We start from the raw sequence: 20808 nt of genomic DNA, 5'->3' as shown, positions 1-20808 counted from the left end.
ACCGGGTCGCTGCCGCGGGGTGCGGGGGCGTGAACCGGGGCCGACTCACCAGTCTGCCAGGACTGGCGTCCTCTCCCAAAACCGGGGGTTGCCGTTTTTTGTTCCCTGCGGGCCGGTGGGGCTTGTCGCGCCCACGCGGCGGAGCCGCACACCGATACAGCCCCGTGCCCGTCAAGGGGCGCTCACGACGCCCCTCGCCTCACCCGTGGCCGTGTTCTCCGTGGCGCTCCTCGGGATCGGCCGGTCGTTCTTCAAAGCGTTCCAGACCTGCTGGGCCTTGGTCTTCTCGATCAGGACCCGGTTGCCGTTCGCCGGGTCGTAGGTCACCGGCATGGTGACCATCCACAGGCCGGCGGGGGTGATGTTCTTCAGGCCCGCCGCGAAGGACATCAGGGCGTTGACCGAGCCGAGGTCGGAGTCGGTGGTGACGGTCCTGGTGGCGGTGTCGGCGAGGTCGTACAGCTTCTTGGGGCCGGTGAGGACGCCGACCTCCCCGACCTGCCGTGCCAGGGCCTTGACGAAGGCCTGCTGGAGCTGGATGCGGCCGAGGTCGGAGCCGTCGCCGACGCCGTGCCGGGTGCGTACCAGGCCGAGGGCCTGTTCGCCGTCGAGCCGGTGGGTGCCGGCCTTCAGGTCGAGGTGGCTGTCCGGGTCCTCGATGTCCTCGCCGGTGGTGACCTCGACGCCGCCGAGTTCGTCGACGACCTCGCGGAAGCCGGTGAAGTCGACCTCCAGGTAGTGGTCCATGCGCAGGTCGGTGATCGACTCGACGGTCTTCACCGCGCAGGCCGCCCCACCCGTGGCGTAGGCGGAGTTGAACATCACACCGCGCGCCGCGGGGTGGGTGCCGCCGTCGGTGTCGGTGCACTCGGGGCGGTCGACGACGGTGTCGCGCGGGACGGAGACCACACTCGCCCTCGTGCGGCCATCGTGGACGTGCACGATCATCGCGGTGTCGGAGCGGGCGCTTCCGTCGTCGGTGCCGCCGCCGAGTTCCCTGTTGCCGCCGGAGCGGGTGTCGGAGCCTAGGACGAGGATGTTCTCGGAGCCGTTGCCGGCCTTCTCGGGCCGGTCGGTGCCGAGGACCCGGTCGATGTCGAGGCTCTCGATGTTGCCGTTGAGCTTGACGTACACGTATCCGGCGCCGGTGCCGCCGAGGGCGACGACGCCGGCGGCGGTCCAGGCCGCGACCTTCAGGCCCCGGCGCCCCTTGCCCCGGTGGCCCGGTGTGCTCTCGCCAGACATGTGCTCCTCGGCTCGTCCCCGGTCGGCCACCCCCCGCGCCCGGTGTCGGACCCGGGCCTCACCGCCGTACGACATCCATCGTCCCGCCGTCGGGACGGACGGGAAAACGCGGGACCGGGCGGAGCTCTCGCCGTACGCGGAAGGGCCGCCCCCTCGCGGGAGCGGCCCTTCCGGTGGAAAGCGCGACGTCAGTCGCCGTTGCCCGGCGTCGTCTTCTGGATCTGCATCAGGAACTCGGCGTTCGACTTGGTCTGCTTCATCTTGTCGAGGAGCAGCTCGATCGCCTGCTGCTGGTCGAGCGCGTGCAGCACCCGGCGCAGCTTCCAGACGACGGCCAGTTCCTCGTTGCCGAGCAGGATCTCCTCCTTGCGGGTACCGGACGCGTCGACGTCCACCGCGGGGAAGATGCGCTTGTCGGCGAGCTTCCGGTCGAGCTTGAGCTCCATGTTGCCGGTGCCCTTGAACTCCTCGAAGATCACCTCGTCCATGCGGGACCCGGTGTCCACCAGGGCGGTGGCGAGGATGGTCAGCGAGCCGCCGTCCTCGATGTTGCGGGCCGCACCGAAGAACCGCTTCGGCGGGTACAGGGCGGTCGAGTCGACACCACCGGACAGGATGCGGCCGGAGGCGGGGGCGGCGAGGTTGTACGCACGGCCCAGACGCGTGATCGAGTCGAGCAGCACGACGACGTCGTGACCCAGCTCCACCAGACGCTTGGCGCGCTCGATGGCGAGCTCGGCGACCGTGGTGTGGTCCTCGGCCGGGCGGTCGAAGGTCGAGGAGATGACCTCGCCCTTCACCGACCGCTGCATGTCGGTGACCTCTTCCGGACGCTCGTCGACGAGGACGACCATCAGGTGGCACTCGGGGTTGTTGTGGGTGATCGCGTTGGCGATCGCCTGCATGATCATGGTCTTGCCGGTCTTCGGCGGGGCCACGATCAGACCGCGCTGGCCCTTGCCGATCGGCGACACGAGGTCGATGATCCGGGTGGTGAGGACACCGGGGTCCGTCTCCAGGCGGAGGCGGTCCTGCGGGTACAGCGGGGTGAGCTTGTTGAACTCCGGGCGGCCACGGCCGTGTTCGGGCGCCATGCCGTTGACGGAGTCCAGGCGGACCAGCGCGTTGAACTTCTCGCGGCGCTCGCCCTCCTTGGGCTGGCGCACGGCGCCGGTGACGTGGTCACCCTTGCGCAGGCCGTTCTTGCGGACCTGGGCGAGGGAGACGTACACGTCGTTCGGACCGGGCAGGTAGCCGGAGGTCCGGATGAACGCGTAGTTGTCGAGGATGTCCAGGATGCCCGCGACCGGGATCAGGACGTCGTCCTCGGTGAGCTGCGGCTCGGAGGCCATCTCGTCGCGGCCACGACGGCCACGGCGGTCGCGGTAGCGCCCGCGACGGCCACGACGGCCGCCCTCGAAGTCGTCGTCGTCGTGCTGCTGACGGTCCTGCCGGCCGCCGCCGCCCTGCTGGTTCTGCTGACGGCCCTGGCCGCCCTGGCTCTGCTGGTCGTCGCCCTTGCCGCGACGGTCCCCGCGGTCGCCACGCTCACCGCGATCGCCACGCTCACCGCGGTCACGGTCGCGGCCGCGCTCACGGCGGTCGCGGCGGCGGCCCTCGCCGTCGTGGTCGGACTTGGCGTCGCCCTGCTGCTGGGCCGGGGTCTCGGCCTTGGGCTCGGCCTTCGCCTCGGCGGTGACCGTCTCGGCCGCGGCGGCGGCCGGGGCGCCCGCCTCGGCGGTGGCGCGACGGCGGCGGCGCTCGACGGGAGCGGCCTCCTCGGCCTGCTCGGACTGGCCGGAGGCCTTCGGGGAGGGCTGGCCCGGGATCTCGATCTGCTGCTGGGCCGCAGCCTTCTCGGCGGGGGCCTGCTCGGCCTTGGCGTCGGCCTTCTTCTCCGCGGCCTCACCCGTACGGGTCCGGGAGGTGGCACGGCGCTTGGGCTTGGTCTCGGCGGCGGACTCGGCCTTGGCCGGGGCGGCGCCTCCGGCGGCCTGCGCCTCCTTGATGACCTCGATCAGCTGGCTCTTGCGCATCCGCGCGGTGCCCCTGATTCCGAGGCCGGACGCGACCTGTTGCAGCTCGGCCAGCACCATGCCCTCGAGGCCGGTACCGCGGCGCCGCCGGGAGCCGGCACCGGTGGCAGGCGCGGAAGCGTCCGTGGCGGGCGCGGCAGCGGTCTCCTCGACACGTGCGCCCATCAGATCGGTGGTGTCGCTCACGAAGGGTCCTTCCCTGGAGCGGACGTCGGCCTGTCTGGCTCGGCGACCGGTTGTGCTGTCCGGCATCGGTCCTTGCTGTGTGAACCGTGCCGGGGCGGTTGTCCGCCTGAGCGGCGGAAGAGATATCTGGTGATGGCGCTTCCCCGAGCCGTGGCATCCAGTGTCACGTGGCGTGGTCGCACCGGTTCCGAAGCCCGCCCCGCGGGCCGTTCAGCGTCCGCGTACGACGTACTGCCCGCGTACGTAGCAGAGAACACAGTGCGGCTTGGGGGGCTCCCGGAAGAATGTCTGTCCCGGACGGGGACACGAGGCACCTCGCCATGGTGGGGTCGGGTGCAGACTTGAGGTTAACACTACCGGATCCAACAAACATTCCCCCTCTCCAAATCCGGCAACCGTGTGTCAGGTGGCGAGCGGAAGCACGCTCGCGCCCTGAGCGTCGAGACCGAGCCGGTTTGCGGCCCAGTCGTTGCCGGCCAGCGCTTCGACCTTGTCGGCCGTTTCCGCGTCCGCCAGCGCCATGACCGTGGGTCCGGCGCCGGAGATCACCGCGGGGATCCCGTCCCCCCGCAGCCGCTCCACCAGGGCGGCGCTCTCGGGCATGGCCGGGGCGCGGTACTCCTGGTGCAGTCGGTCCTCGGTGGCGGGCAGCAGCAGCTCGGGGCGCCTGGTCAGGGCCTCGACGAGCAGGGCGGCACGGCCCGCGTTGGTGGCGGCGTCGACATGCGGCACGGTGCGCGGGAGCAGACCGCGCGCGGTCTCGGTGAGAACCGGCTTCCCGGGCACGAAAACCACCGGAACGATGGAATCGGCGGGCTCCATCCTGATCGCCCGGGCCGCGCCGCGCTCCATCCAGGACAGGGTGAAACCGCCCAGCAGACAGGCCGCGACGTTGTCGGGGTGGCCCTCGATCTCGGTGGCGAGTTCGAGCAGCGCGGTGTCGTCGAGCCTGGCCTCGGCGCCTATGGTCACGGCGCGGGCGGCGACGATCCCGGCGCAGATGGCGGCGGAGGAGGAGCCGAGGCCCCGGCCGTGCGGGATGCGGTTGGCGCAGACGATCTCCAGGCCGCGCGGCTGTCCGCCGAGCAGGTCGAAGGCGGTGCGCAGGGAGCGTACGAGGAGATGGCGCTCGTCGCGCGGGAGGGTCTCGCCGCCCTCACCGGCGATGTCGATGTGCAGTCCGGATTCGGCCACCCGGACGACCACGTCGTCGTAGAGACCCAGCGCGAGGCCGAGGGCGTCGAAGCCCGGGCCGAGGTTGGCGCTGGTGGCGGGGACGCGCACCCGGACGGCGGCGGCGCGGAACGCGGGACCGGCCATCGCTCGAAGACTCTCCTTGAGCTGCGTGACTGTCGAATGACATTCGATGAACGTTCGAGTGCATTCGATGGACATTCGAGGGCGTACGAAACCCCCTGGGTCAACCCTCCGGGGTCGACTCCCGGGATCGCCGCCGACCGGGATGGCCGGCCGCTCTCCGGGCCGCTCCGGGCCGCTTTCCGGACCACGGAGACGCCGCGATACCGCGGCATATGCGGCGGGCGGGTTCGGTACAGCCTATCGAAGGAAGGTTCAGTGGCGACATAGGGCGCACAGGAGGCGCACGATGCGTGTCGCAAGCCCCCCGTGCACCCCCTGTGGAGAACTTCCCCAGGTGGACGCGCCCTTACGCCCGTTTTGCGGACGGCGTCGCGGGTCGCGGCGCCGGTACCGGACCGGGTACTGGCCCGGTACCGGGCCAGTCACTGGATCAGGCACTGGATCAGGTACTAGACCAGACCGAGCCGCTCGGCGGCGGTCGCGGCGTCCACGGGGACGGTGACCGGCTGCGGGGCGCCGGCGACGGCCCAGTCCGGGTCCTTCAGACCGTTGCCGGTGACGGTGCACACGATCTTCTGCCCCGGGTCGACCTTGCCCTGCTCGGCGGCCTTCAGCAGACCGGCGACCGACGCGGCGGACGCGGGCTCGACGAAGACGCCCTCCTGCGAGGCCAACAGCCGGTAGGCGCGCAGGATCTCACGGTCCGTCACCTCGTCGATGGCGCCGCCCGACTCGTCCCGCGCGGCGAGCGCGAAGTCCCAGGAGGCGGGGTTGCCGATGCGGATGGCGGTGGCGATGGTCGACGGGTCCTTGACGACCTCGCCGCGCACGATCGGCGCGCTGCCGGAGGCCTGGAAGCCCCACATGCGCGGCGTCCTCGTGCTGATCCCGTCGGCGGCGTACTCCTTGTACCCCTTCCAGTACGCGGTGATGTTGCCCGCGTTGCCCACCGGAAGGACGTGGATGTCGGGCGCGTCGCCCAGCATGTCCACGATCTCGAAGGCGGCCGTCTTCTGCCCCTCTATCCGCACCGGGTTGACCGAATTGACCAGCGCCACCGGGTAGTTGTCGCTCAGCGCGCGGGCCAGCGTGAGGCAGTCGTCGAAGTTGCCGTCGACCTGGAGGATCTTCGCCCCGTGGACCAGCGCCTGCCCCATCTTGCCGAGCGCGATCTTGCCCTGCGGCACGAGGACGGCGGAGACCATGCCGGCGCGCACGCCGTAGGCGGCGGCGGAGGCGGACGTGTTGCCGGTGGAGGCGCAGATGACGGCCTGCGCGCCCTCCTCCTTGGCCTTGGAGATGGCCATGGTCATCCCGCGGTCCTTGAAGGACCCGGTCGGGTTCGCGCCCTCGACCTTGAGGTGCACCTCGCAGCCCGTGCGCTCGGAGAGCACCTGCGCGGGCACGAGCGGCGTGCCGCCCTCGCGGAGCGTCACGACCGGCGTGGTGTCGGATACCGGCAGCCGGTCCCGGTACTCCTCGATGATTCCGCGCCACTGGTGGGTCATTGCTGGTTACTCTCCTTCAACCCGCATGATGCTGGCGACACCGCGCACGGTGTCGAGCTTGCGCAACGCCTCGACGGTCCCGCCGAGGGCCGCGTCGGACGCACGGTGGGTGACGACGACGAGGGAGGCCTCACCGTCCTTGCCCGACTGGCGAACCGTATCGATCGAGACACCGTGTTCGGCGAACACGGTCGCGACCTGGGCGAGAACACCCGGTTTGTCGGCCACGTCGAGGCTGATGTGGTACCGCGTGACGACCTCGCCCATCGACGAGACGGGCAGCGCGGCGTACGCGGACTCACCGGGTCCGGTCGTCCCGCCGATCCGGTTCCGCCCCACGGCGACGAGGTCACCGAGCACGGCGGAGGCGGTCGGCGCACCGCCGGCACCGGGCCCGTAGAACATCAGCTGCCCGGAGGCGTCCGACTCGACGAACACCGCGTTGTAGGCGCCGCGCACGGAGGCCAGCGGATGGCTGAGCGGGATCATCGCCGGATGCACCCGCGCGGTGACCGACGCCCCGTCCTCGGCCCGCTCGCAGATGGCGAGCAGCTTGATGGTGCAGCCCATCTCCCTGGCGGAGGCGAAGTCACCGGCGGTGACCTCGGTCATGCCCTCGCGGTGGACGTCGTCGAGCCGCACCCGCGTGTGGAAGGCGATCCCGGCGAGGATGGCGGCCTTGGCGGCGGCGTCGAACCCCTCGACGTCGGCGGTGGGGTCGGCCTCGGCGTACCCGAGCGCGGTGGCCTCGTCGAGCGCCTCCTGGTACCCCGCGCCCGTGCTGTCCATCTTGTCGAGGATGAAGTTGGTGGTGCCGTTGACGATGCCGAGCACCCGGTTGACCTTGTCGCCGGCGAGGGACTCGCGCAGCGGGCGGATCAGCGGGATGGCACCGGCGACGGCGGCCTCGTAGTAGAGGTCCTTGCCGTGCTCCTCGGCGGCGGCGTGCAGCGCGGCGCCGTCCTGGGCGAGCAGCGCCTTGTTCGCGGAGACGACGGACGCGCCGTGCTCGAAGGCGGTGGTGATGAGCGTACGGGCGGGCTCGATCCCGCCGATGACCTCCACGACGATGTCGAGGTCGCCGCGTTTGACGAGCGCGGTGGCGTCGGTGGTGACCAGGGCGGGGTCGATCCCCTCCCGCACCTTGTCGGGCCGCCGCACGGCCACGCCCGCGAGCTCCACCGGGGCCCCGATCCGGGCGGCGAGGTCGTCGGCGTGCGTCGTCATGATGCGCGCCACCTCTGAGCCGACCACTCCACAGCCCAGCAGCGCCACCTTCAGCGGACGCGTACGCATCATCCGACCTCGTTTCCTGATTACCGTCTCGGTTGCACCAGTCTCACTCACCGGACGGAACTTTCTGCGTTATGTCCGGATCGTGAGACATCTATTTCATTTTCATGACCGGAAAGACAGAAGATCTTCCGCCACCCGGTCACGGTCTTCTTGCGTCGTCGCTCATCCGACGTCGAGACGGAGGAGATCCTCCTCCGTCTCCCGCCGCACGATCACGCGCGCCTCGCCGCCCCTGACGGCGACGACGGGCGGACGCAGCACATGGTTGTAGTTGCTGGCCATCGACCGGCAGTACGCCCCGGTCGCCGGTACGGCGATGAGGTCACCGGGTGCCAGGTCCCCCGGCAGGAAGGCGTCCTTCACCACGATGTCCCCGCTCTCGCAGTGCTTGCCGACGACCCGGCACAGCATCGGCTCGGCGTCGGAGACCCGGGAGGCGAGGGCGACGCTGTACTCGGCGTCGTACAGCGCGGTCCGGATGTTGTCCGACATCCCGCCGTCCACGGAGACGTAGGTCCGCAGCCCGTCGAGCGGCTTGACGGTGCCGACCTCGTAGAGCGTGAAGGCGGTGGGCCCGACGATGGCCCGCCCCGGCTCGACGGAGATCCGGGGGGTCGTCAGCCGCGCGGCCTCGCACTCCCGGGTGACGATCTCGGTCAGCGCCTTGGCGATCTCGTGCGGCTCGCGCGGGTCGTCGTCACTGGTGTACGCGATCCCGAGCCCACCCCCGAGATCGATCTCGGGCAGCTCGACCCCGTGCTCGTCCCGGATGTCCTTGAGCAGCCCCACCACCCGGTGCGCGGCCACCTCGAACCCGGACATGTCGAAGATCTGCGACCCGATGTGCGAGTGGATCCCGATGAGCTCGAGACCGTCCAGCTGCAACGCCCGCCGCACGGCCTCCGCGGCCTGCCCGCCCGCCAGCGGGATACCGAACTTCTGGTCCTCGTGCGCGGTGGCGATGAACTCGTGCGTGTGCGCCTCGACGCCCACGGTGATACGGATCTGCACCCGCTGCCGCCTGCCGAGCTCCTGCGCGATGTGCGCGACCCGGACGATCTCCTGGAACGAGTCGAGCACGATCCGCCCGACCCCGGCCTCGACGGCCCGCCGGATCTCCGCCACGGACTTGTTGTTGCCGTGGAAGGCGATGCGCTCGGCGGGCATCCCGGCGGAGAGCGCGGTGGCGAGTTCGCCCCCGGAACAGACGTCGAGGTTGAGCCCCTCCTCGTCCAGCCACCGCACGACGGCCCGGGAGAGGAACGCCTTGCCGGCGTAGAACACGTCGGCGTCGCTGCCGAAGGCGGTGCGCCAGGCCCGCGCCCGGGCCCGGAAGTCGTCCTCGTCGAGGACGTAGGCGGGCGTGCCGTACTCCTCGGCCAGCCGCTTGACGTCGATCCCGCCGACGGTGAGCACGCCGTCCGTGTCACGCGTGACGGTCTCGGCCCACACCTTGGAGTCGAGGGCGTTGAGGTCGGTGGGCGGTGCGGAGTAGTGCCCCTCGGGGAGGACGTCGGCGTGACGGGGCCCGGCGGGGTGTGCGGAACGGCTCATTTTTCGCGTGCTCTCTCAGAGGTGGTCTGGTGCGTCGATGCCGAGCAGGGACAGGCCGCCGGCCAGCACCGTCCCGGCGGCTTCGGCGAGCGCGAGCCGGGCGCGGTGGGCGGCCGAGGGTTTCTCGTCGCCGAGCGGCAGCACGGCGGGCAGCAGGGGCAGCACGGCGTCGGCGACGGCGACGAGCTGCCGGGCGAGCCGGTCGGGCGCACGGTGGGTGGCGGCGGCGACGAGGACACGGGGGTGGTCGGCGAGGACCTGGAGCAGGGACTGCGCGTCCGCCACCGGACCGGGCTCGGGGCGGTACTGAAGATCAGCGGCGTTACGGAGAAGCGCCCGGGTGCGGGCATGGGCGTACCGGACCCGGAACAACGGATTGCTCTCCCGCTGCACCAGATGCTCGTCGCCGATCCGGGGCCGGTCGTGCGGGGCGGGGTACAGCAGGGCCCAGCGGGCGGCGTCGGGGCCGAGGCGGAAGGGGTCGGCGGGCGCGGGAACGGGCCGGACGACGGTGCCGTGATCGTCCTCGAGGTGCACGACGGCGCCCTGCGACCGAAGAATCCGGTCGAGAGCCTCTGTTTGGACAACGGCCCGCACCTCACGGACCGCACGGAACCGGACGGTGTGGCCGCTCAGCGCGTCACCGTGCCCGTACCGGGAACCGCACCGCAGAATCTCGCGCACCAGCCCGACGGCCCCTTCCGCGTCGGCGAGGCTGATGTTGAGGAACCCGGGCCCGGTGACGACGACGTCACTGATGCCGGGGGCACCCAGAAGACGAGGCCGGAGAATCTCGGCGACCCGCTGGGGCGGCTGCCCGGCCGGCCGCGCGAGCTGAAGGGCGACATTGGTCGCGTAGTCCCCGCACCCTCCGGGCCCGGGAGGCGCGACGAGAACCTTCTCCGGCGGCACCACCCTCAGCTCCCCCTCGTCGACGGCACGGCGCACCGCGTGCAGCACGGTGCGGGAGAGCTCGACGGGGGTCACGGGACAAGCGTAGGGGAGGAGGGGGGTGGGTAGACGAATGAGTTGGGCCGCGGTCCCGAGATGTGGACGGCCGCCCGTCTCACCCTCCCGCGTGCCCGGCGGCCGGCTCGGCGTCCCCGGTCCCGCGCACACGTCCGAGGGGACTCAGGACCAACCGCTGGACGACCCGGACGAGCTCCGTGGGATCGAAGGGCTTGGCGAGGAAGGCGTCCACTCCCACATCGAGCCCGTTCTCGATCTCGTACTGGGTGCAGGCACTCACCATGAGGAGCGGAAGATGACTGGTCCGGGGATCGGTGCGCAGCCGGGCGGCCGTCCGGAGTCCGTCGAGCCGCGGCATGACGACATCGAGGGTGACGAGGTCGGGCCGCACCTGATGGACGACTTCCAGACACTCGGCACCATCGGCCGCGGTCACGACCTCGATGCCCTCCAGCTCGAGGTTGACCCTGATCAACTGCCGGATGACCTTGTTGTCGTCCACAACAAGAACCCGGCCCGATGCGCCTGGCACAACTCGAGAGTAGGTCGCCCCCGGCCACCACGTCCGGCGTTTCCCCACTTCCGCCCCGCACGGGCGACACCCCGCACTCCGGACCGACCCGGCCGGCTGCCGCCTGCTGCGAAAACGGGTTCATGACCACCCTCGCGGAACTGGTAGTGTTCTACCCGTCGCCGCGATCACCGCGACGGACACGCCCCCGTAGCTCAGGGGATAGAGCAACGGCCTCCGGAGCCGTGTGCGCAGGTTCGAATCCTGCCGGGGGCACTCGCCGAGGATCAGCAGCCATCATGCGCTGACCAGGGCGGATGCCGACAGAAGAGGGCGGGAGTCAGTCTCACTGACTCCCGCCCTCTCTCGTCGTCTCTCACTGTCCGCGACACACCCCCGACACAGTGCATGCCCCCTCGCACTGTCACCACACACGAGCCCCCTCTACAGGACATCGCCCATAGATCGCTCTGAGCTTGCCCCTGGCGCGCTCTTCGAAGCTTGCACCAGAGATCAAGCGAGTCATGCCCTGCAGCAGCAAACGGGCCGTACTATGCGGCTGGTTTCGACTTGCTAGGGGGGACATGTCGCGCTCGGTAGATATGACCGACAGACAGCGAAACGCGCTCACCTTCACACACCCACACATCGCGACAGAGCTGGTCGCAGTCATCGGCCACGACGACGTAACGAGTGACTGGCTTCAGCCTTCCGACCAACGTGGGTGCAGGTGGCGCTGCACAGCATGTGCCCATGAGTGGACGTGCACCGTCACCAAGCGAACTACAGGCGGCGCCGGCAGCGGATGCCCGAAGTGCGCACGCCTACGGACAATCAATGCACGCAGGATAGCTCGCCAAGGTGAGTCCCTTGCAGATCTACACCCCGAACTGGCCCAAGAATTTGTTGCCAACCTAGAGAATGAACTCACCCCCTCACAACTCAAGCCACACAGTGGCTACAAATGCCGCTGGCGCTGCCGTTTCTGCAACAACGAATGGGTGGCGGTTCCACAAAACCGCGTATCCAACAAAACAGGCTGCCCCGCCTGCTTTGCAGCAAGGCGGGGCAAGTGGAAGCGCAAACCACAGGGCACATCCCAAACCGCACACGATGCACTCGGAGAAGTCGCTAAGGAGTTCATCAGAAACGAAACAACGCCGGATCATGATTTAACCATGCTCAGACCTGGATCTGGCGATAAGTGCGCCTGGCTGTGCTCAACTTGCGGTCACACATGGATAGCCAGCGTCGCATCCCGTGTTCGCTCACACAAGAATCGAAGCGGATCCGGATGCCGGAAGTGTTACGACCGACGCATCGCCGCGCGCCGCAAAGCCCCTAAAGAAGGAGAGTCACTCAGAGAAATCTACCCACAGATTAGCCAATCCTTCGTAAAGAACTTGACAACGCCAGAGGTAGGGCCCGAGTACCTGAGAATACGTAGCAATGACCGGTGTCTCTGGAAATGCAGTTACGGGCACGAATGGGAAGCTAACGTTCTGACCCGAACATATGGTTCCGGCTGCCCCAAGTGCACGTCAGCAGGCAGGTCGCGTTTCGAGCTTGAGGTGCAGTACCTGCTCGCAGCAGCAATAGGGGCCGACGTCGTATGCGACCACGCCGTAGAGCACGTGCGTGGAGCCTCGGGACGCCCTCCCCGAGTAGATCTCTTCGTGCCGTCGGTTCAACTCTATGTGGACCTGGACCCGTTCCACACTCACAGCACAGACCGCCACCGGGAAAAGGATGCCAGAAAGAGCGTACTCCTGCGTGATTTGGACTATGTGCGGGTTCGCGCTCAAGGCCTCCCTCACATCCCTGGCGAACATGTAGAAGTCAGTGACGACACTAGAAACGGAATCGACCCGTGGACCTGGGCGTCTTCACTCGGTCCGACCATGGTTGCTCGCGGACTCCAATTCAAAACACTGAGTAAGGCGCAAAGAGAGAGAGCCCTGGGGCAGGCAGCAGACGCCTGGGCGACAATTAAGGGAGGAGTGAGGTTCGAGTCTGTGGCGAAGAAATATCCCGGGCTTCTCACTGAATTCAGAAAGAACCTCACCCGACCCGAGTACGACCTGTCCTTGTGCTCGCCTTCTTCGTTCGATGTAGCAGAATGGCAATGCAGCAAGTGCGGACACGTATGGGAAACCATGATCCGCAACAGAACATACAGCGGCTCTGGTTGTCACGCATGCCACCGACAAGGAACAAACAATAACAACGTCTCCCGATCGATGGCGCAGCCTGGCGAGTCGCTTGCAGATCTTTTCCCTAGCATCGCTGCTAGGTTCATCCGTTGCCTGAAAGACCCAACACGCACCCCAGAAAACCTTAGAATCAAGAGCAATCTGAGGTGCGAGTGGTTTTGTCAGACAGGACAGCACACGTTCACCGCACCAGTCTTTGCAGTATCTGGCGGAACTAAGCGCAGGTGTTGCAGATAGCGTGTGCATAGCGCGCCAGATCTGCTTCTATACCATGTCTCCGTCTTCTTCCAAAGACTTAGCAATCTTGGCGTTGGCGACTTCCTCGTGTCCGTCGACGCAGCCGTGATATCGCCGATGGATCACCTCCGGCGAGTTGCCGACCCGACGGGCCACCTCGGCAATCGGCACCCCAGCGTTCAGCCACCGCGTTATGCAGGCGTGCCGCAGATCGTACGGGCGGCCGGCCAACGGCGAGTCGACGCGCTCAGGCGGGAGGGCGTAGGCACGTGCCTCCTCCCAGACGCGCCAGTAGGTGGAGGACCCGACGACTCCCCCGCGCTCGTTGCCGAAGACGCGCTCCTCCTTGGCCGTCCCGAATTCCGTAAGGTGCGCGCGGAGGATCGCGACCAGCACAGGCGGAATAGGCACCGGCCGGTCGCTGGTCGCCTCCCTCGCCTTGAGTCCCCGGCGATCGTGCCGCTCCCCCGAGTCGGTCCACTGCTTCCCGGAGACGGGCCGCGTTTCCCGCAGGGTCAGCGTGCCCCAACCCGTCTCGGGCAGGTGGCAGTCCGACAATCGCAGCCCGACCGCCTCCGCGGGGCGCAGGCCCGCGTAGTACAGGACCGCGTAGAAGGCCACCAGCCGCCGCCCACGGCACCGGTCCCACGACCCGACGTAGGAGACGGCCGTGAGCAACTGGCGGGCCTGCACGGGGTTCACCAGGACGCGGCGGTCAACGACATCGTTGGACCCGACGTGCTTCCGGCGAGCGCGCTGGAGCGGGTTCTCCGGGAGCTCCCCCGTCACCACGGCGTGTTCGAGGGCGGTGTTCAGGGCCCGGCGGCGCCGCTTGTATGTGTCGCCCGCCGCCGGGGTGCCGTCCAGCTTGTACCCGAGGCGGTACAGCACATCCTCGAACACTTCGGGGTCGGCCAGATCACCCAGTGGCCGGTCGGTCGTCGTGACCCAGTCGTATGCGGCCTTGAGTTCGGCCGGCGGGTCCTCCCCCGCGTTCGCGGGCACGATCCCCCACCGGAAGGCCAGCCGAAGGGTCTCGTCGTCGGGAGCGTCGTCCCCACGCTTGACCATGGCGAGCGTCACGGCCGCAAGGCCGTCCGCCATGCCCTCACGGGTCTTGGCCGCAGCCGTACGCCACCGTCCGGCCACGTACTTCCGGCAGAACTCGGACCATCGCAACGACGACTCGGCGTCCGCTGCTTCGGCGGCTTCGGCCGCCGCGCGTACCTCGGACTCAGGCAGTCCCGATTCGATCTCGAACGCTTCACCACGCCGATTCATGGCCTGCCACAGCTCGGACCGTCGGCTCTCCGCGAGAGCCAACGTGGTGAACGTGTCGCCGTGCACCTGCCCTGCGACCACCCACCGGAGGCGCCACGGGCGGGACTTGCGGCCGGTCTTGGTCACCTTCCACAGCCTGACGTCGAAGGAGTAGCCCGGCCGGGCCGACCCGCGAGGGAGCCCGGCCGGGGTGTCGTTCTCAGCGCTCACGCAGCGTCCTCCCGCTCCGCGAGCCAACGCTCGTACTCCGACCGCCGGATCCGCACGTCGCCGTTCGGGAGCTTGATCGCGCGGGGCCCCTTCCCGAGCTGGCGCCACCGGTAGAAAGTCGACGGGGCGACCTTCAGATCAGCGATGACCTCCTTGACGGTCATCTTCTCGTCCCGTGTACGGGCGCTCATTTCGCCATCCCTTCGGCTTCGTCCGCACCGGACAGGCCGGACAGCTCCAATTCCGACTGTCCGGGGTGTTCGTGCTGGTCAGACGTGGTCACCGGACAGCCGGACAGTGCGGACACCTCTTGGGCACCCTGCGTCCGGGTCTCGGTGTCCGGGTAGTACCGGCCGCCGGCGTCCTTGCTGAGCTGTCCGGCGTCGGCCATGCGGTTGCAAGTGCGGCGAATCGTGTCGATGTCGACATGCGGCAGCTCATCCGCCATGTCCCTCGGCTTGGCGCCGGGGTGGGCACGGACGTACCGCAGGATCGTGGCGCGGGTGTCGCTGACGGTGTGGTCGGAGACCGGGCCGTCCAACAGGTGCCAGGCGCCAGAGGCGGGTTGGAAGCTGAGGGCGTACTCGGCTTCGTCCACGTCGCGGCCGGTGACGTGCAGGATGCCGTCCGCCTGCCCACGCGCACGCTTCAGCACGAGCGTGGCGTCAGCGGCTCCGGCGATGCCGTTGGTGCCGGAGACCTCGGTTAGGAAGTCTTCGGAGCCTGCCTTGCGGACGTGGTGCACGAGGACGACGGCCACGCCGTAGTGGTCGGCGAGCCGCTTGGCGTAGCCGACAGCGACATAGTCCGCGTCGTACGCCGACACCCCGGCCGGGGCCTGTCCGCGCATCTTGGCGAACACATCGATGACGACCATGCGCGCGTCGGGGTTGCGCTCCAGCCACTGTGCGATGGCCTCAGTCCCGCCCTGGGGGAAGGGCGGGCATTCGGTGACCAGGGTCAGACCGGCGGGCGCGGGCTGGCCCCCGAGCAACTTGCCCATGCGGGTCTGGAGACGGCGCGGGGTGTCTTCCAGGGCGAGGTAGAGCACCGGCCCGCCCTCGACGGGCACGGAGTCGAACGCCTTGTCGCCGGCCGCGACCGACAGCCCCAGTCCGAGGGAAAGCCACGACTTGCCGACCTTGGGCGGTCCGGCGAGCACGTTGACGCCTTCGGCGAGGATGCCGGGCACGGCCCATTTCGGCTCGGGAAAGTGCGCAGCCATGAGCTGATCGGCCGTCCATGCCGTCCGCGGGCGCTCCCGCTTGAGCGGCACCGTGGGGGCCGTCTCGGGGTCGCTGGGCACGGAGTACAGGTGCAGGGGCGGAATGGGGTTGGCGCTCATGCGGCGACCGTCCGGGGGCGACGTGCTCCGGCACGCAGGCCGGAGGCGATGGTGCGCCGTGCCTCGCGCTCGCCCTGGCCGACTTGGAGCGCGGCCGTGAGTAGCCAGCCGGTGACGTCGGCTTCGCTCAACTCGTCTCCGGCAACGAGCTGTCCGAGGGCAACGGAGGCGATGTAGAGGCTGTTGTTGTGCTCGTGCGGGCCGGAGCCGGTGACCCGCTGCACCTCCCCGTTGATCGCGGAGCGGAGGAAGGCGGTGCGCCGTCCGTGGCCCGTGAGGGCGACCGTGACGGGCGTCTGCGGGGGCAGCGGGGCCGGGCGCAGGAGTTCGGCGAGCCAGCCCGGCAGAGACGCCACGGGGCCGTGGTGGGTGACCTCGTACGGGTGTCCGGCGAAGGTGCTGCCCGCGCCGACCACGAGCCCGCCCCACGCTCGGGTGTCGACCTTCCAGCCCAGCCCGCGAGCGCTGTCCCCGGCGGTGTTGCGCAGGGGCTCGCCCTCTGGCGCGAGGAAGTACAGGTGGGTGCCACCGCTCCACGTGCGCACCGTGTAGGTGTCGGCGGGGAAGGGCTGGCCGTGGCGCTCGCAGAGCACGGCGAGCACGTCAGCGCCGTCGGTGACGCCGTGCTCGGCCCAAGCGGCCGGCGGAGTGTCGTCGGGGTGCTTGGGCTTGTCCAGGTCAATGACGACCAGGCCGGACGGGCCGGTGGCGATGCCGACGTTGAAGGCGGCGACGGACCACGCGCGGGTGATGCGGTCCGGGTCGGTGGTGGCGCGGGTCTCCCAGTCGGAGACGGCTGGGCGCTTGTCACCGGGGATCAGGGGGAAGACGCGCCAGTCGCGCGACGCTGCGTCAAGCGCGGCGGTGAGCTGGGCAGAGCCGTCCAGGTGCGGCATGCTGGGGTCTCCTGTTCTGTCTGCGGATGGGCAGGGAGAACCGCGGCGGCGGGCGACCTTGCTGGGGAGTCCCGCCGCCGCGGCGTTGCTAGTGGTTCTTGGCCCAGTGGGCGTATTCCTGGCGGACGTAGCCGCGCGGGTCGGCGGCGGTGGCCGGGTGCTCCGGCCAGTAGGGGGCGCCGTGGTAGTCGCCCTCGCCCTCTCGGTCGCAGTCGATGAGCCGGCGGGCCGCTTCGGTGGCCACCTCGTCGGCGTCACCTGGCGTGCCGTCCTCCTCGCCCTGGAGCGCGATGCGGTCCAGCAGCGCGGCCTTGCGGAGCCAGAACTCCCGCCCCAGGTGCTCGCCGAACGGCTTGTCGGCGGCCGCCTGAGCGGTCCATCCGATCTCGCGGATGAGGCTCGGGGCGAGCGCGTACGCCTCGTCCGGCGTGGGCCACGGTCCCGGCTCGGGGCGGTGATCGGCGGTGACGTACAGGCGGGTGCGCTCGACGTCGCGGGTGGGGTAGGTGCGGACGGCGCCGGCGGTGAACGCACCGCTGAGCGCGGCGGTGACGCGGTCGGTGTCGGCCGGGTCGCAGATGACGCGGATCTCGAACACGTCTCTCCTCTCGGGTGTTCAGCCGTGGAAGTGGCTGCGCTTGATGACGGCCTTGCGGATGTTCACGGTGCTGCCACGGGCGCCGGCGACGGCGCGGACGGGGGCGCGCCAGGCGAGCACGGCGAGCGCGATCCAGACCAGGGCGCCGGAGCCGAGCCCGGCGAGCGCGTTGACGGCCTCGCCGATGCCGTAGCCGACGCCGGCCGCGAGGGCGCCGCCGCCGATGCCGGCGCCTATCAGGCGCTGGGCGAGGGGGTCGAGCAGGGGCAGCGGGGTGAGGTCGCGCGGCTCGGGGCGGGCCATCGGGGGCGGGGCGAGGTGCTTGGGCATGGGGACCATGCGCCCGTAGGCGTCGGGCACCCACACCACCGGCCCGCGCTCGGCGGCCAGTTCGACCGCGGCCGGGGCGGGCGCGTACGGCTCGGTAGGCACGTAGGGCGCGGGCAGGGTCGGTTCGTTCACGGCGGTGCTCCTCACAGGTGCTGGATGGCGTCGATGACGGCGGCGGCGAGCTGGTTGATGGGTCCGGCGGCGCCGGTGGAGGCGAGGAAGAAACCGAACCCGGCGGCGGTGAACGCGGCGCCGTAACCGAGGGACTTGGAGCGGAGCAGGAAGAACAGGACGAGTCCGAACAGGGCCACGAGCGAGACGGTGACGGCCACGGGCGGAACCTCCCTTCGGCGGGGTGGGCGGGTGGTCAGTGGGTGCCTTCGCGGTAGATCCGCTGGGCTCGGTTGAAGAGCCAGCGGCCGGCGCGTATGCGCTTGCCGGTGGCCTTGCAGCGGCGGCAGTTCTTGCCGCGCTTGGGCCGTCCCTTGCGGTCGGTTTCCATGGCGAAGCCGAAGCCGTTGCACTTGCGGCAGGTGCCGAACGGGCTGGCCGCGCACATTCCGACGTAACCGAGCGTGATGGCGAACAGGCAGGCGATAGCAAGGGCGATGGGAGTCATGAGAGGCCCTTCCAGGCGGTTTTCGGGGTTTTCGCAGGTGGGGTGCTATGCGCTAGATCGCAGATCAGGCGCTGTGCAGGGTGCTAGCGGGGGTGCTACCAGTAGCAGGGCGAGGTGCTACCGGTAGCACCGTCCAGGGCTAGGCGGCGCCCCGCTTTTCGTCACGCTCAGCAATCGTCTTCATGAGGTCGGCGCGGACGATGCCGCGGCGGGTGGTGCGGGTGCCGTCGTCGGTGGTCCCGGCCACGTCGCGGGTCTTGATGCCGTGCGGCTTGAGCGCGCTGGTGACGTTCTCGCCCTTCCAGCCGCCGTAGACCTCCGGCCGCAACTCGGCCAGTCGGGCGGCGATCCGCTCGTTCCACACCCGCTCTTCCGACGGCGGCACGACCGCGGCGACGTCGGCGAGCAGGTCGTACGACGGACCGGTCACGGCCTCGGGGTCCTCTCCGAGCGCGTGGCCGGACAGGGTTCCCTCGGCCTTGCGCAGGGCGTAGGCGCGCTGGGCGATGGCGTGGGTGGCGTGGTCGTCCAGGTAGGCGGTGCGCACCACGACCGGCAGCGCGGTGGCGCCGGCGAGGTAGCCGTTACCGGCGTCAATCTCCGGGCGGAACGAGGTGGCGCGAACGCCGTTCTTGTACGCGGACGTACCGAGGATCATGTCGTTCTCGACCTGCCCGGCGACCTTGAGGGCGAAGCGGATGGACACGTTGCCGCTGATGCCGGTCGGGAGCGAGTCCTTGTCCGGGCGCTGCGTGGCCAGGACGAGGATCACACCCAGGGCGCGACCGAGCTTGATGATGAACTCTGCGTCTTCACCTGCCTGTTTGCCGTACTTGGGGTGCGCGAACAGGTTCTGGCACTCGTCGAACACGCCCACGAGCGGCCACAGCTTGAGCGAGCGCTTGTCGGCGATGGCGCGGGTGATGCGCTTATCCGGGCACAGGTCCCGCGGCAGCTTCTTGATCGCAGCCGCGCGGCGCATGACCTCCTCACGCAGCAGCTTGAGGGAGTCGGCCGCGTACTTGATCGAGTCGTCGTCGATGCCGGAGACGAACCGGTGCGAGACGCATTCGAGGGAGTCCAGGTCGCCGGTGCCCTTGTTCTCGTGCAACCACAGTTCGACGGACGGGTCCATGGCAGCGCCGCAGGCCAGCACGCGCACGGAGGCAGTCTTGCCCTGGCCGGGCAGCGAGCCGATCAGGATGTTGTGCTGGATCATCGGCACCGACTGAGCCCGGCCGCGCGGGTCGATGCCGAACGGGATCCGCTTGAAGATGTCGTGCTTGCGGGCGTTGGCGAGCGGCCACTTGACGAGTCCGGTCTTGGACAGGTCCCGGTCCCCGACCCAGAGGATGAGGCGCCCCTCGTGCTCGTTGGGATCGGCGTCGGGCCACACGCAGCCGAGCGGGCGGCGCAGGCCGGAGGCGAGTCGGGCGCGCCGGTCGGCCACGTCGGCGACGGTCACCCCGAGCGGCAGGTCGATGTCCGCGCGCCAGCCCGGGCCCTCGCGGGTGATCGGGGCGACGAACTTGATGCCGTCCTGACCCTTGGCCACGGCACTGGCGATCTGGCCGATGCCGATGGACGCCATGGCCTTGACCACGATGTCGCTGGTCAGCTTCTGCACCTCGGTCTTGATGACCGCGCGGGTGGCCAGCGGCGCATCCGCCGGCGCGCCCAGCCAGCCCAGCGTCAGCACGGTGAGCGTGGCGGCGATGACCTGCGTGCGCGGCTCGGCGCCGTAGACCAGGAACAGGCCCATGACCAGGGCGGCCAGTGCACCGAGGATGGTGAGGAGCATCCGCAGCCGCACCCGCCGGTCACGCTGCCGCGAGAGCTTCAGGTACAGCTCGGAGTTCTCCCGGCGCGCCTCGGCCTGCCTCAGCGGCTCACCCTCCGCGTCGACGGCCCAGCGGCCCACGCGGGTCAGGGTGTTGGCCAGGCCGCGCGGCGAGCGCCAGATGAGCTTGGGCACGTACAGGAACGGCACGCGGACCGCGTGGAAGGCGATGGTGTGCCAGACGTGCCCGGCCAGCCACCGCATCGCGTCGGCGAACTCCGGGCCCGACTTCACCCACGCCGGGAGGATGTCCAGCCGCTCGGAGTCGCGGATGCGGTCGATCAGACCGGGGCCCGACTGAGTCGGCGCCGGACGGTCGACCAGGGTCGGGCCGGAGTCGCCCGACTCCCCCTCGCCCGGGTCGGCCGACTCGGTCGGCTGCGGGTCGCCCGACCGGTCGGGCCTGGAATCGGGCGACGCGTCGGGCGCGCGGTCGGCCGACTCGGTGCGGGCCGACCGGGCCTTGCCCAGGTCGACCACGGCGCCGTCGGAGTCGGCGGCCATCTCGGCTTCGAGCCGATTGAAGAGTTCGTTGTCGTCGTCGGGATGTTTCACTGAGGGTTCCTTCTCTCTGGGAGGATGCGGGGCCCGGCCGCTGCTTTGGTCGGTTTGGG

The 20808-nt window shown here is 69.7% G+C and carries 18 protein-coding genes and 1 tRNA gene; 2 read left to right on the top strand and 17 right to left on the bottom strand.

What is annotated here, in order from left to right; translation table 11 throughout:
* Positions 1 to 171: 171 nt before the first annotated feature.
* The 8 genes from ACFV5H_RS12430 to ACFV5H_RS12395 form a co-directional block, all read right to left on the bottom strand.
* The gene (locus tag ACFV5H_RS12430; RefSeq protein ID WP_385194458.1) at positions 172 to 1245 is read right to left on the bottom strand and encodes an LCP family protein; all 1074 of its coding nucleotides are present in this window, start codon (positions 1243 to 1245) and stop codon (positions 172 to 174) included.
* A 188-nt stretch (positions 1246 to 1433) separates the two neighbouring features.
* Positions 1434 to 3467 carry a transcription termination factor Rho gene (rho, locus tag ACFV5H_RS12425; protein ID WP_385194455.1) on the bottom strand — a complete coding sequence of 678 codons (2034 nt, stop codon included), beginning with the start codon at positions 3465 to 3467 and terminating at the stop codon, positions 1434 to 1436.
* Positions 3468 to 3869: 402 nt separating this feature from the next.
* Positions 3870 to 4787: a homoserine kinase gene (gene thrB, locus ACFV5H_RS12420; protein WP_385047725.1), complete on the bottom strand. Its 918-nt coding sequence runs from the start codon at positions 4785 to 4787 to the stop codon at positions 3870 to 3872.
* Positions 4788 to 5236: 449 nt separating this feature from the next.
* Positions 5237 to 6295 (bottom strand): threonine synthase, encoded by a 1059-nt coding sequence (gene thrC / locus ACFV5H_RS12415; RefSeq protein ID WP_385047723.1) that lies wholly within the window; start codon positions 6293 to 6295, stop codon positions 5237 to 5239.
* A gap of 6 nt (positions 6296 to 6301) precedes the next feature.
* On the bottom strand, positions 6302 to 7594 hold the full coding sequence (locus tag ACFV5H_RS12410) for a homoserine dehydrogenase (protein ID WP_385047721.1): 1293 nt from the start codon (positions 7592 to 7594) through the stop codon (positions 6302 to 6304).
* A gap of 159 nt (positions 7595 to 7753) precedes the next feature.
* Positions 7754 to 9145: a diaminopimelate decarboxylase gene (lysA, locus tag ACFV5H_RS12405; protein ID WP_385047719.1), complete on the bottom strand. Its 1392-nt coding sequence runs from the start codon at positions 9143 to 9145 to the stop codon at positions 7754 to 7756.
* Between the two features lie 15 nt (positions 9146 to 9160).
* Positions 9161 to 10132, bottom strand: coding sequence for an ArgS-related anticodon-binding protein NrtL (nrtL, locus tag ACFV5H_RS12400; protein ID WP_385194452.1), 972 nt, complete (start codon positions 10130 to 10132; stop codon positions 9161 to 9163).
* A 79-nt stretch (positions 10133 to 10211) separates the two neighbouring features.
* Entirely contained in the window at positions 10212 to 10694 is a 483-nt protein-coding gene (locus ACFV5H_RS12395) for a PleD family two-component system response regulator (RefSeq protein WP_385047714.1), read from the bottom strand.
* Positions 10695 to 10829: 135 nt separating this feature from the next.
* Between ACFV5H_RS12395 and ACFV5H_RS12390 the strand changes: the two genes are divergently transcribed.
* Positions 10830 to 10901 (top strand) — tRNA-Arg (locus ACFV5H_RS12390).
* A 248-nt stretch (positions 10902 to 11149) separates the two neighbouring features.
* Positions 11150 to 13075, top strand: a complete 1926-nt coding sequence (locus ACFV5H_RS12385) for a zinc-ribbon domain-containing protein (RefSeq protein WP_385194448.1) — start codon at positions 11150 to 11152, stop codon at positions 13073 to 13075.
* Positions 13076 to 13102: 27 nt separating this feature from the next.
* Here the strand turns inward: ACFV5H_RS12385 and ACFV5H_RS12380 are convergent, their stop codons facing one another.
* The 9 genes from ACFV5H_RS12380 to ACFV5H_RS12340 form a co-directional block, all read right to left on the bottom strand.
* Positions 13103 to 14482: a tyrosine-type recombinase/integrase gene (locus ACFV5H_RS12380; RefSeq protein ID WP_385194445.1), complete on the bottom strand. Its 1380-nt coding sequence runs from the start codon at positions 14480 to 14482 to the stop codon at positions 13103 to 13105.
* An 80-nt stretch (positions 14483 to 14562) separates the two neighbouring features.
* Complete coding sequence (locus ACFV5H_RS12375) at positions 14563 to 14757, bottom strand: AlpA family transcriptional regulator (RefSeq protein WP_111004752.1); 195 nt, start codon at positions 14755 to 14757, stop codon at positions 14563 to 14565.
* Positions 14754 to 15911 (bottom strand): AAA family ATPase, encoded by a 1158-nt coding sequence (locus tag ACFV5H_RS12370; RefSeq protein ID WP_385194443.1) that lies wholly within the window; start codon positions 15909 to 15911, stop codon positions 14754 to 14756. Before ACFV5H_RS12370 ends, ACFV5H_RS12375 begins: the two co-directional genes overlap by 4 nt.
* A complete protein-coding gene (locus tag ACFV5H_RS12365; protein WP_385194440.1) occupies positions 15908 to 16807 on the bottom strand; it encodes a bifunctional DNA primase/polymerase in 900 nt (299 codons plus the stop codon). The genes ACFV5H_RS12370 and ACFV5H_RS12365 overlap by 4 nt, the downstream gene beginning before the upstream one ends.
* Before the next feature lie 88 nt (positions 16808 to 16895).
* The gene (locus ACFV5H_RS12360; RefSeq protein WP_385194438.1) at positions 16896 to 17405 is read right to left on the bottom strand and encodes a hypothetical protein; all 510 of its coding nucleotides are present in this window, start codon (positions 17403 to 17405) and stop codon (positions 16896 to 16898) included.
* Between the two features lie 18 nt (positions 17406 to 17423).
* Positions 17424 to 17867, bottom strand: coding sequence for a hypothetical protein (locus ACFV5H_RS12355; RefSeq protein WP_385194435.1), 444 nt, complete (start codon positions 17865 to 17867; stop codon positions 17424 to 17426).
* 11 nt (positions 17868 to 17878) lie between these two features.
* Entirely contained in the window at positions 17879 to 18067 is a 189-nt protein-coding gene (locus ACFV5H_RS12350) for a hypothetical protein (RefSeq protein WP_164351553.1), read from the bottom strand.
* Positions 18068 to 18102: 35 nt separating this feature from the next.
* Positions 18103 to 18354, bottom strand: coding sequence for a hypothetical protein (locus ACFV5H_RS12345; RefSeq protein WP_385194433.1), 252 nt, complete (start codon positions 18352 to 18354; stop codon positions 18103 to 18105).
* 139 nt (positions 18355 to 18493) lie between these two features.
* Positions 18494 to 20749, bottom strand: a complete 2256-nt coding sequence (locus ACFV5H_RS12340; protein ID WP_385194430.1) for a cell division protein FtsK — start codon at positions 20747 to 20749, stop codon at positions 18494 to 18496.
* Positions 20750 to 20808 lie beyond the last annotated feature (59 nt).

Source organism: Streptomyces sp. NPDC059787 (assembly GCF_042732315.1).
Classification (GTDB): domain Bacteria; phylum Actinomycetota; class Actinomycetes; order Streptomycetales; family Streptomycetaceae; genus Streptomyces; species Streptomyces atrovirens.
This window is presented reverse-complemented; position numbering and strand designations above follow the sequence as displayed.

What these genes read in the sequence shown, in the direction of transcription:
- lysA (WP_385047719.1), bottom strand. Translation starts at nt 9,145, where the DNA reads ATGAGCCGTTCCGCACACCCCGCCGGGCCCCGTCACGCCGACGTCCTC.
- ACFV5H_RS12345 (WP_385194433.1), bottom strand. Translation starts at nt 18,354, where the DNA reads ATGACTCCCATCGCCCTTGCTATCGCCTGCCTGTTCGCCATCACGCTC.
- ACFV5H_RS12430 (WP_385194458.1), bottom strand. Translation starts at nt 1,245, where the DNA reads ATGTCTGGCGAGAGCACACCGGGCCACCGGGGCAAGGGGCGCCGGGGC.
- ACFV5H_RS12385 (WP_385194448.1), top strand. Translation starts at nt 11,150, where the DNA reads ATGCCCTGCAGCAGCAAACGGGCCGTACTATGCGGCTGGTTTCGACTT.
- ACFV5H_RS12375 (WP_111004752.1), bottom strand. Translation starts at nt 14,757, where the DNA reads ATGAGCGCCCGTACACGGGACGAGAAGATGACCGTCAAGGAGGTCATC.
- ACFV5H_RS12365 (WP_385194440.1), bottom strand. Translation starts at nt 16,807, where the DNA reads ATGCCGCACCTGGACGGCTCTGCCCAGCTCACCGCCGCGCTTGACGCA.
- thrC (WP_385047723.1), bottom strand. Translation starts at nt 6,295, where the DNA reads ATGACCCACCAGTGGCGCGGAATCATCGAGGAGTACCGGGACCGGCTG.
- thrB (WP_385047725.1), bottom strand. Translation starts at nt 4,787, where the DNA reads ATGGCCGGTCCCGCGTTCCGCGCCGCCGCCGTCCGGGTGCGCGTCCCC.
- ACFV5H_RS12410 (WP_385047721.1), bottom strand. Translation starts at nt 7,594, where the DNA reads ATGATGCGTACGCGTCCGCTGAAGGTGGCGCTGCTGGGCTGTGGAGTG.
- ACFV5H_RS12370 (WP_385194443.1), bottom strand. Translation starts at nt 15,911, where the DNA reads ATGAGCGCCAACCCCATTCCGCCCCTGCACCTGTACTCCGTGCCCAGC.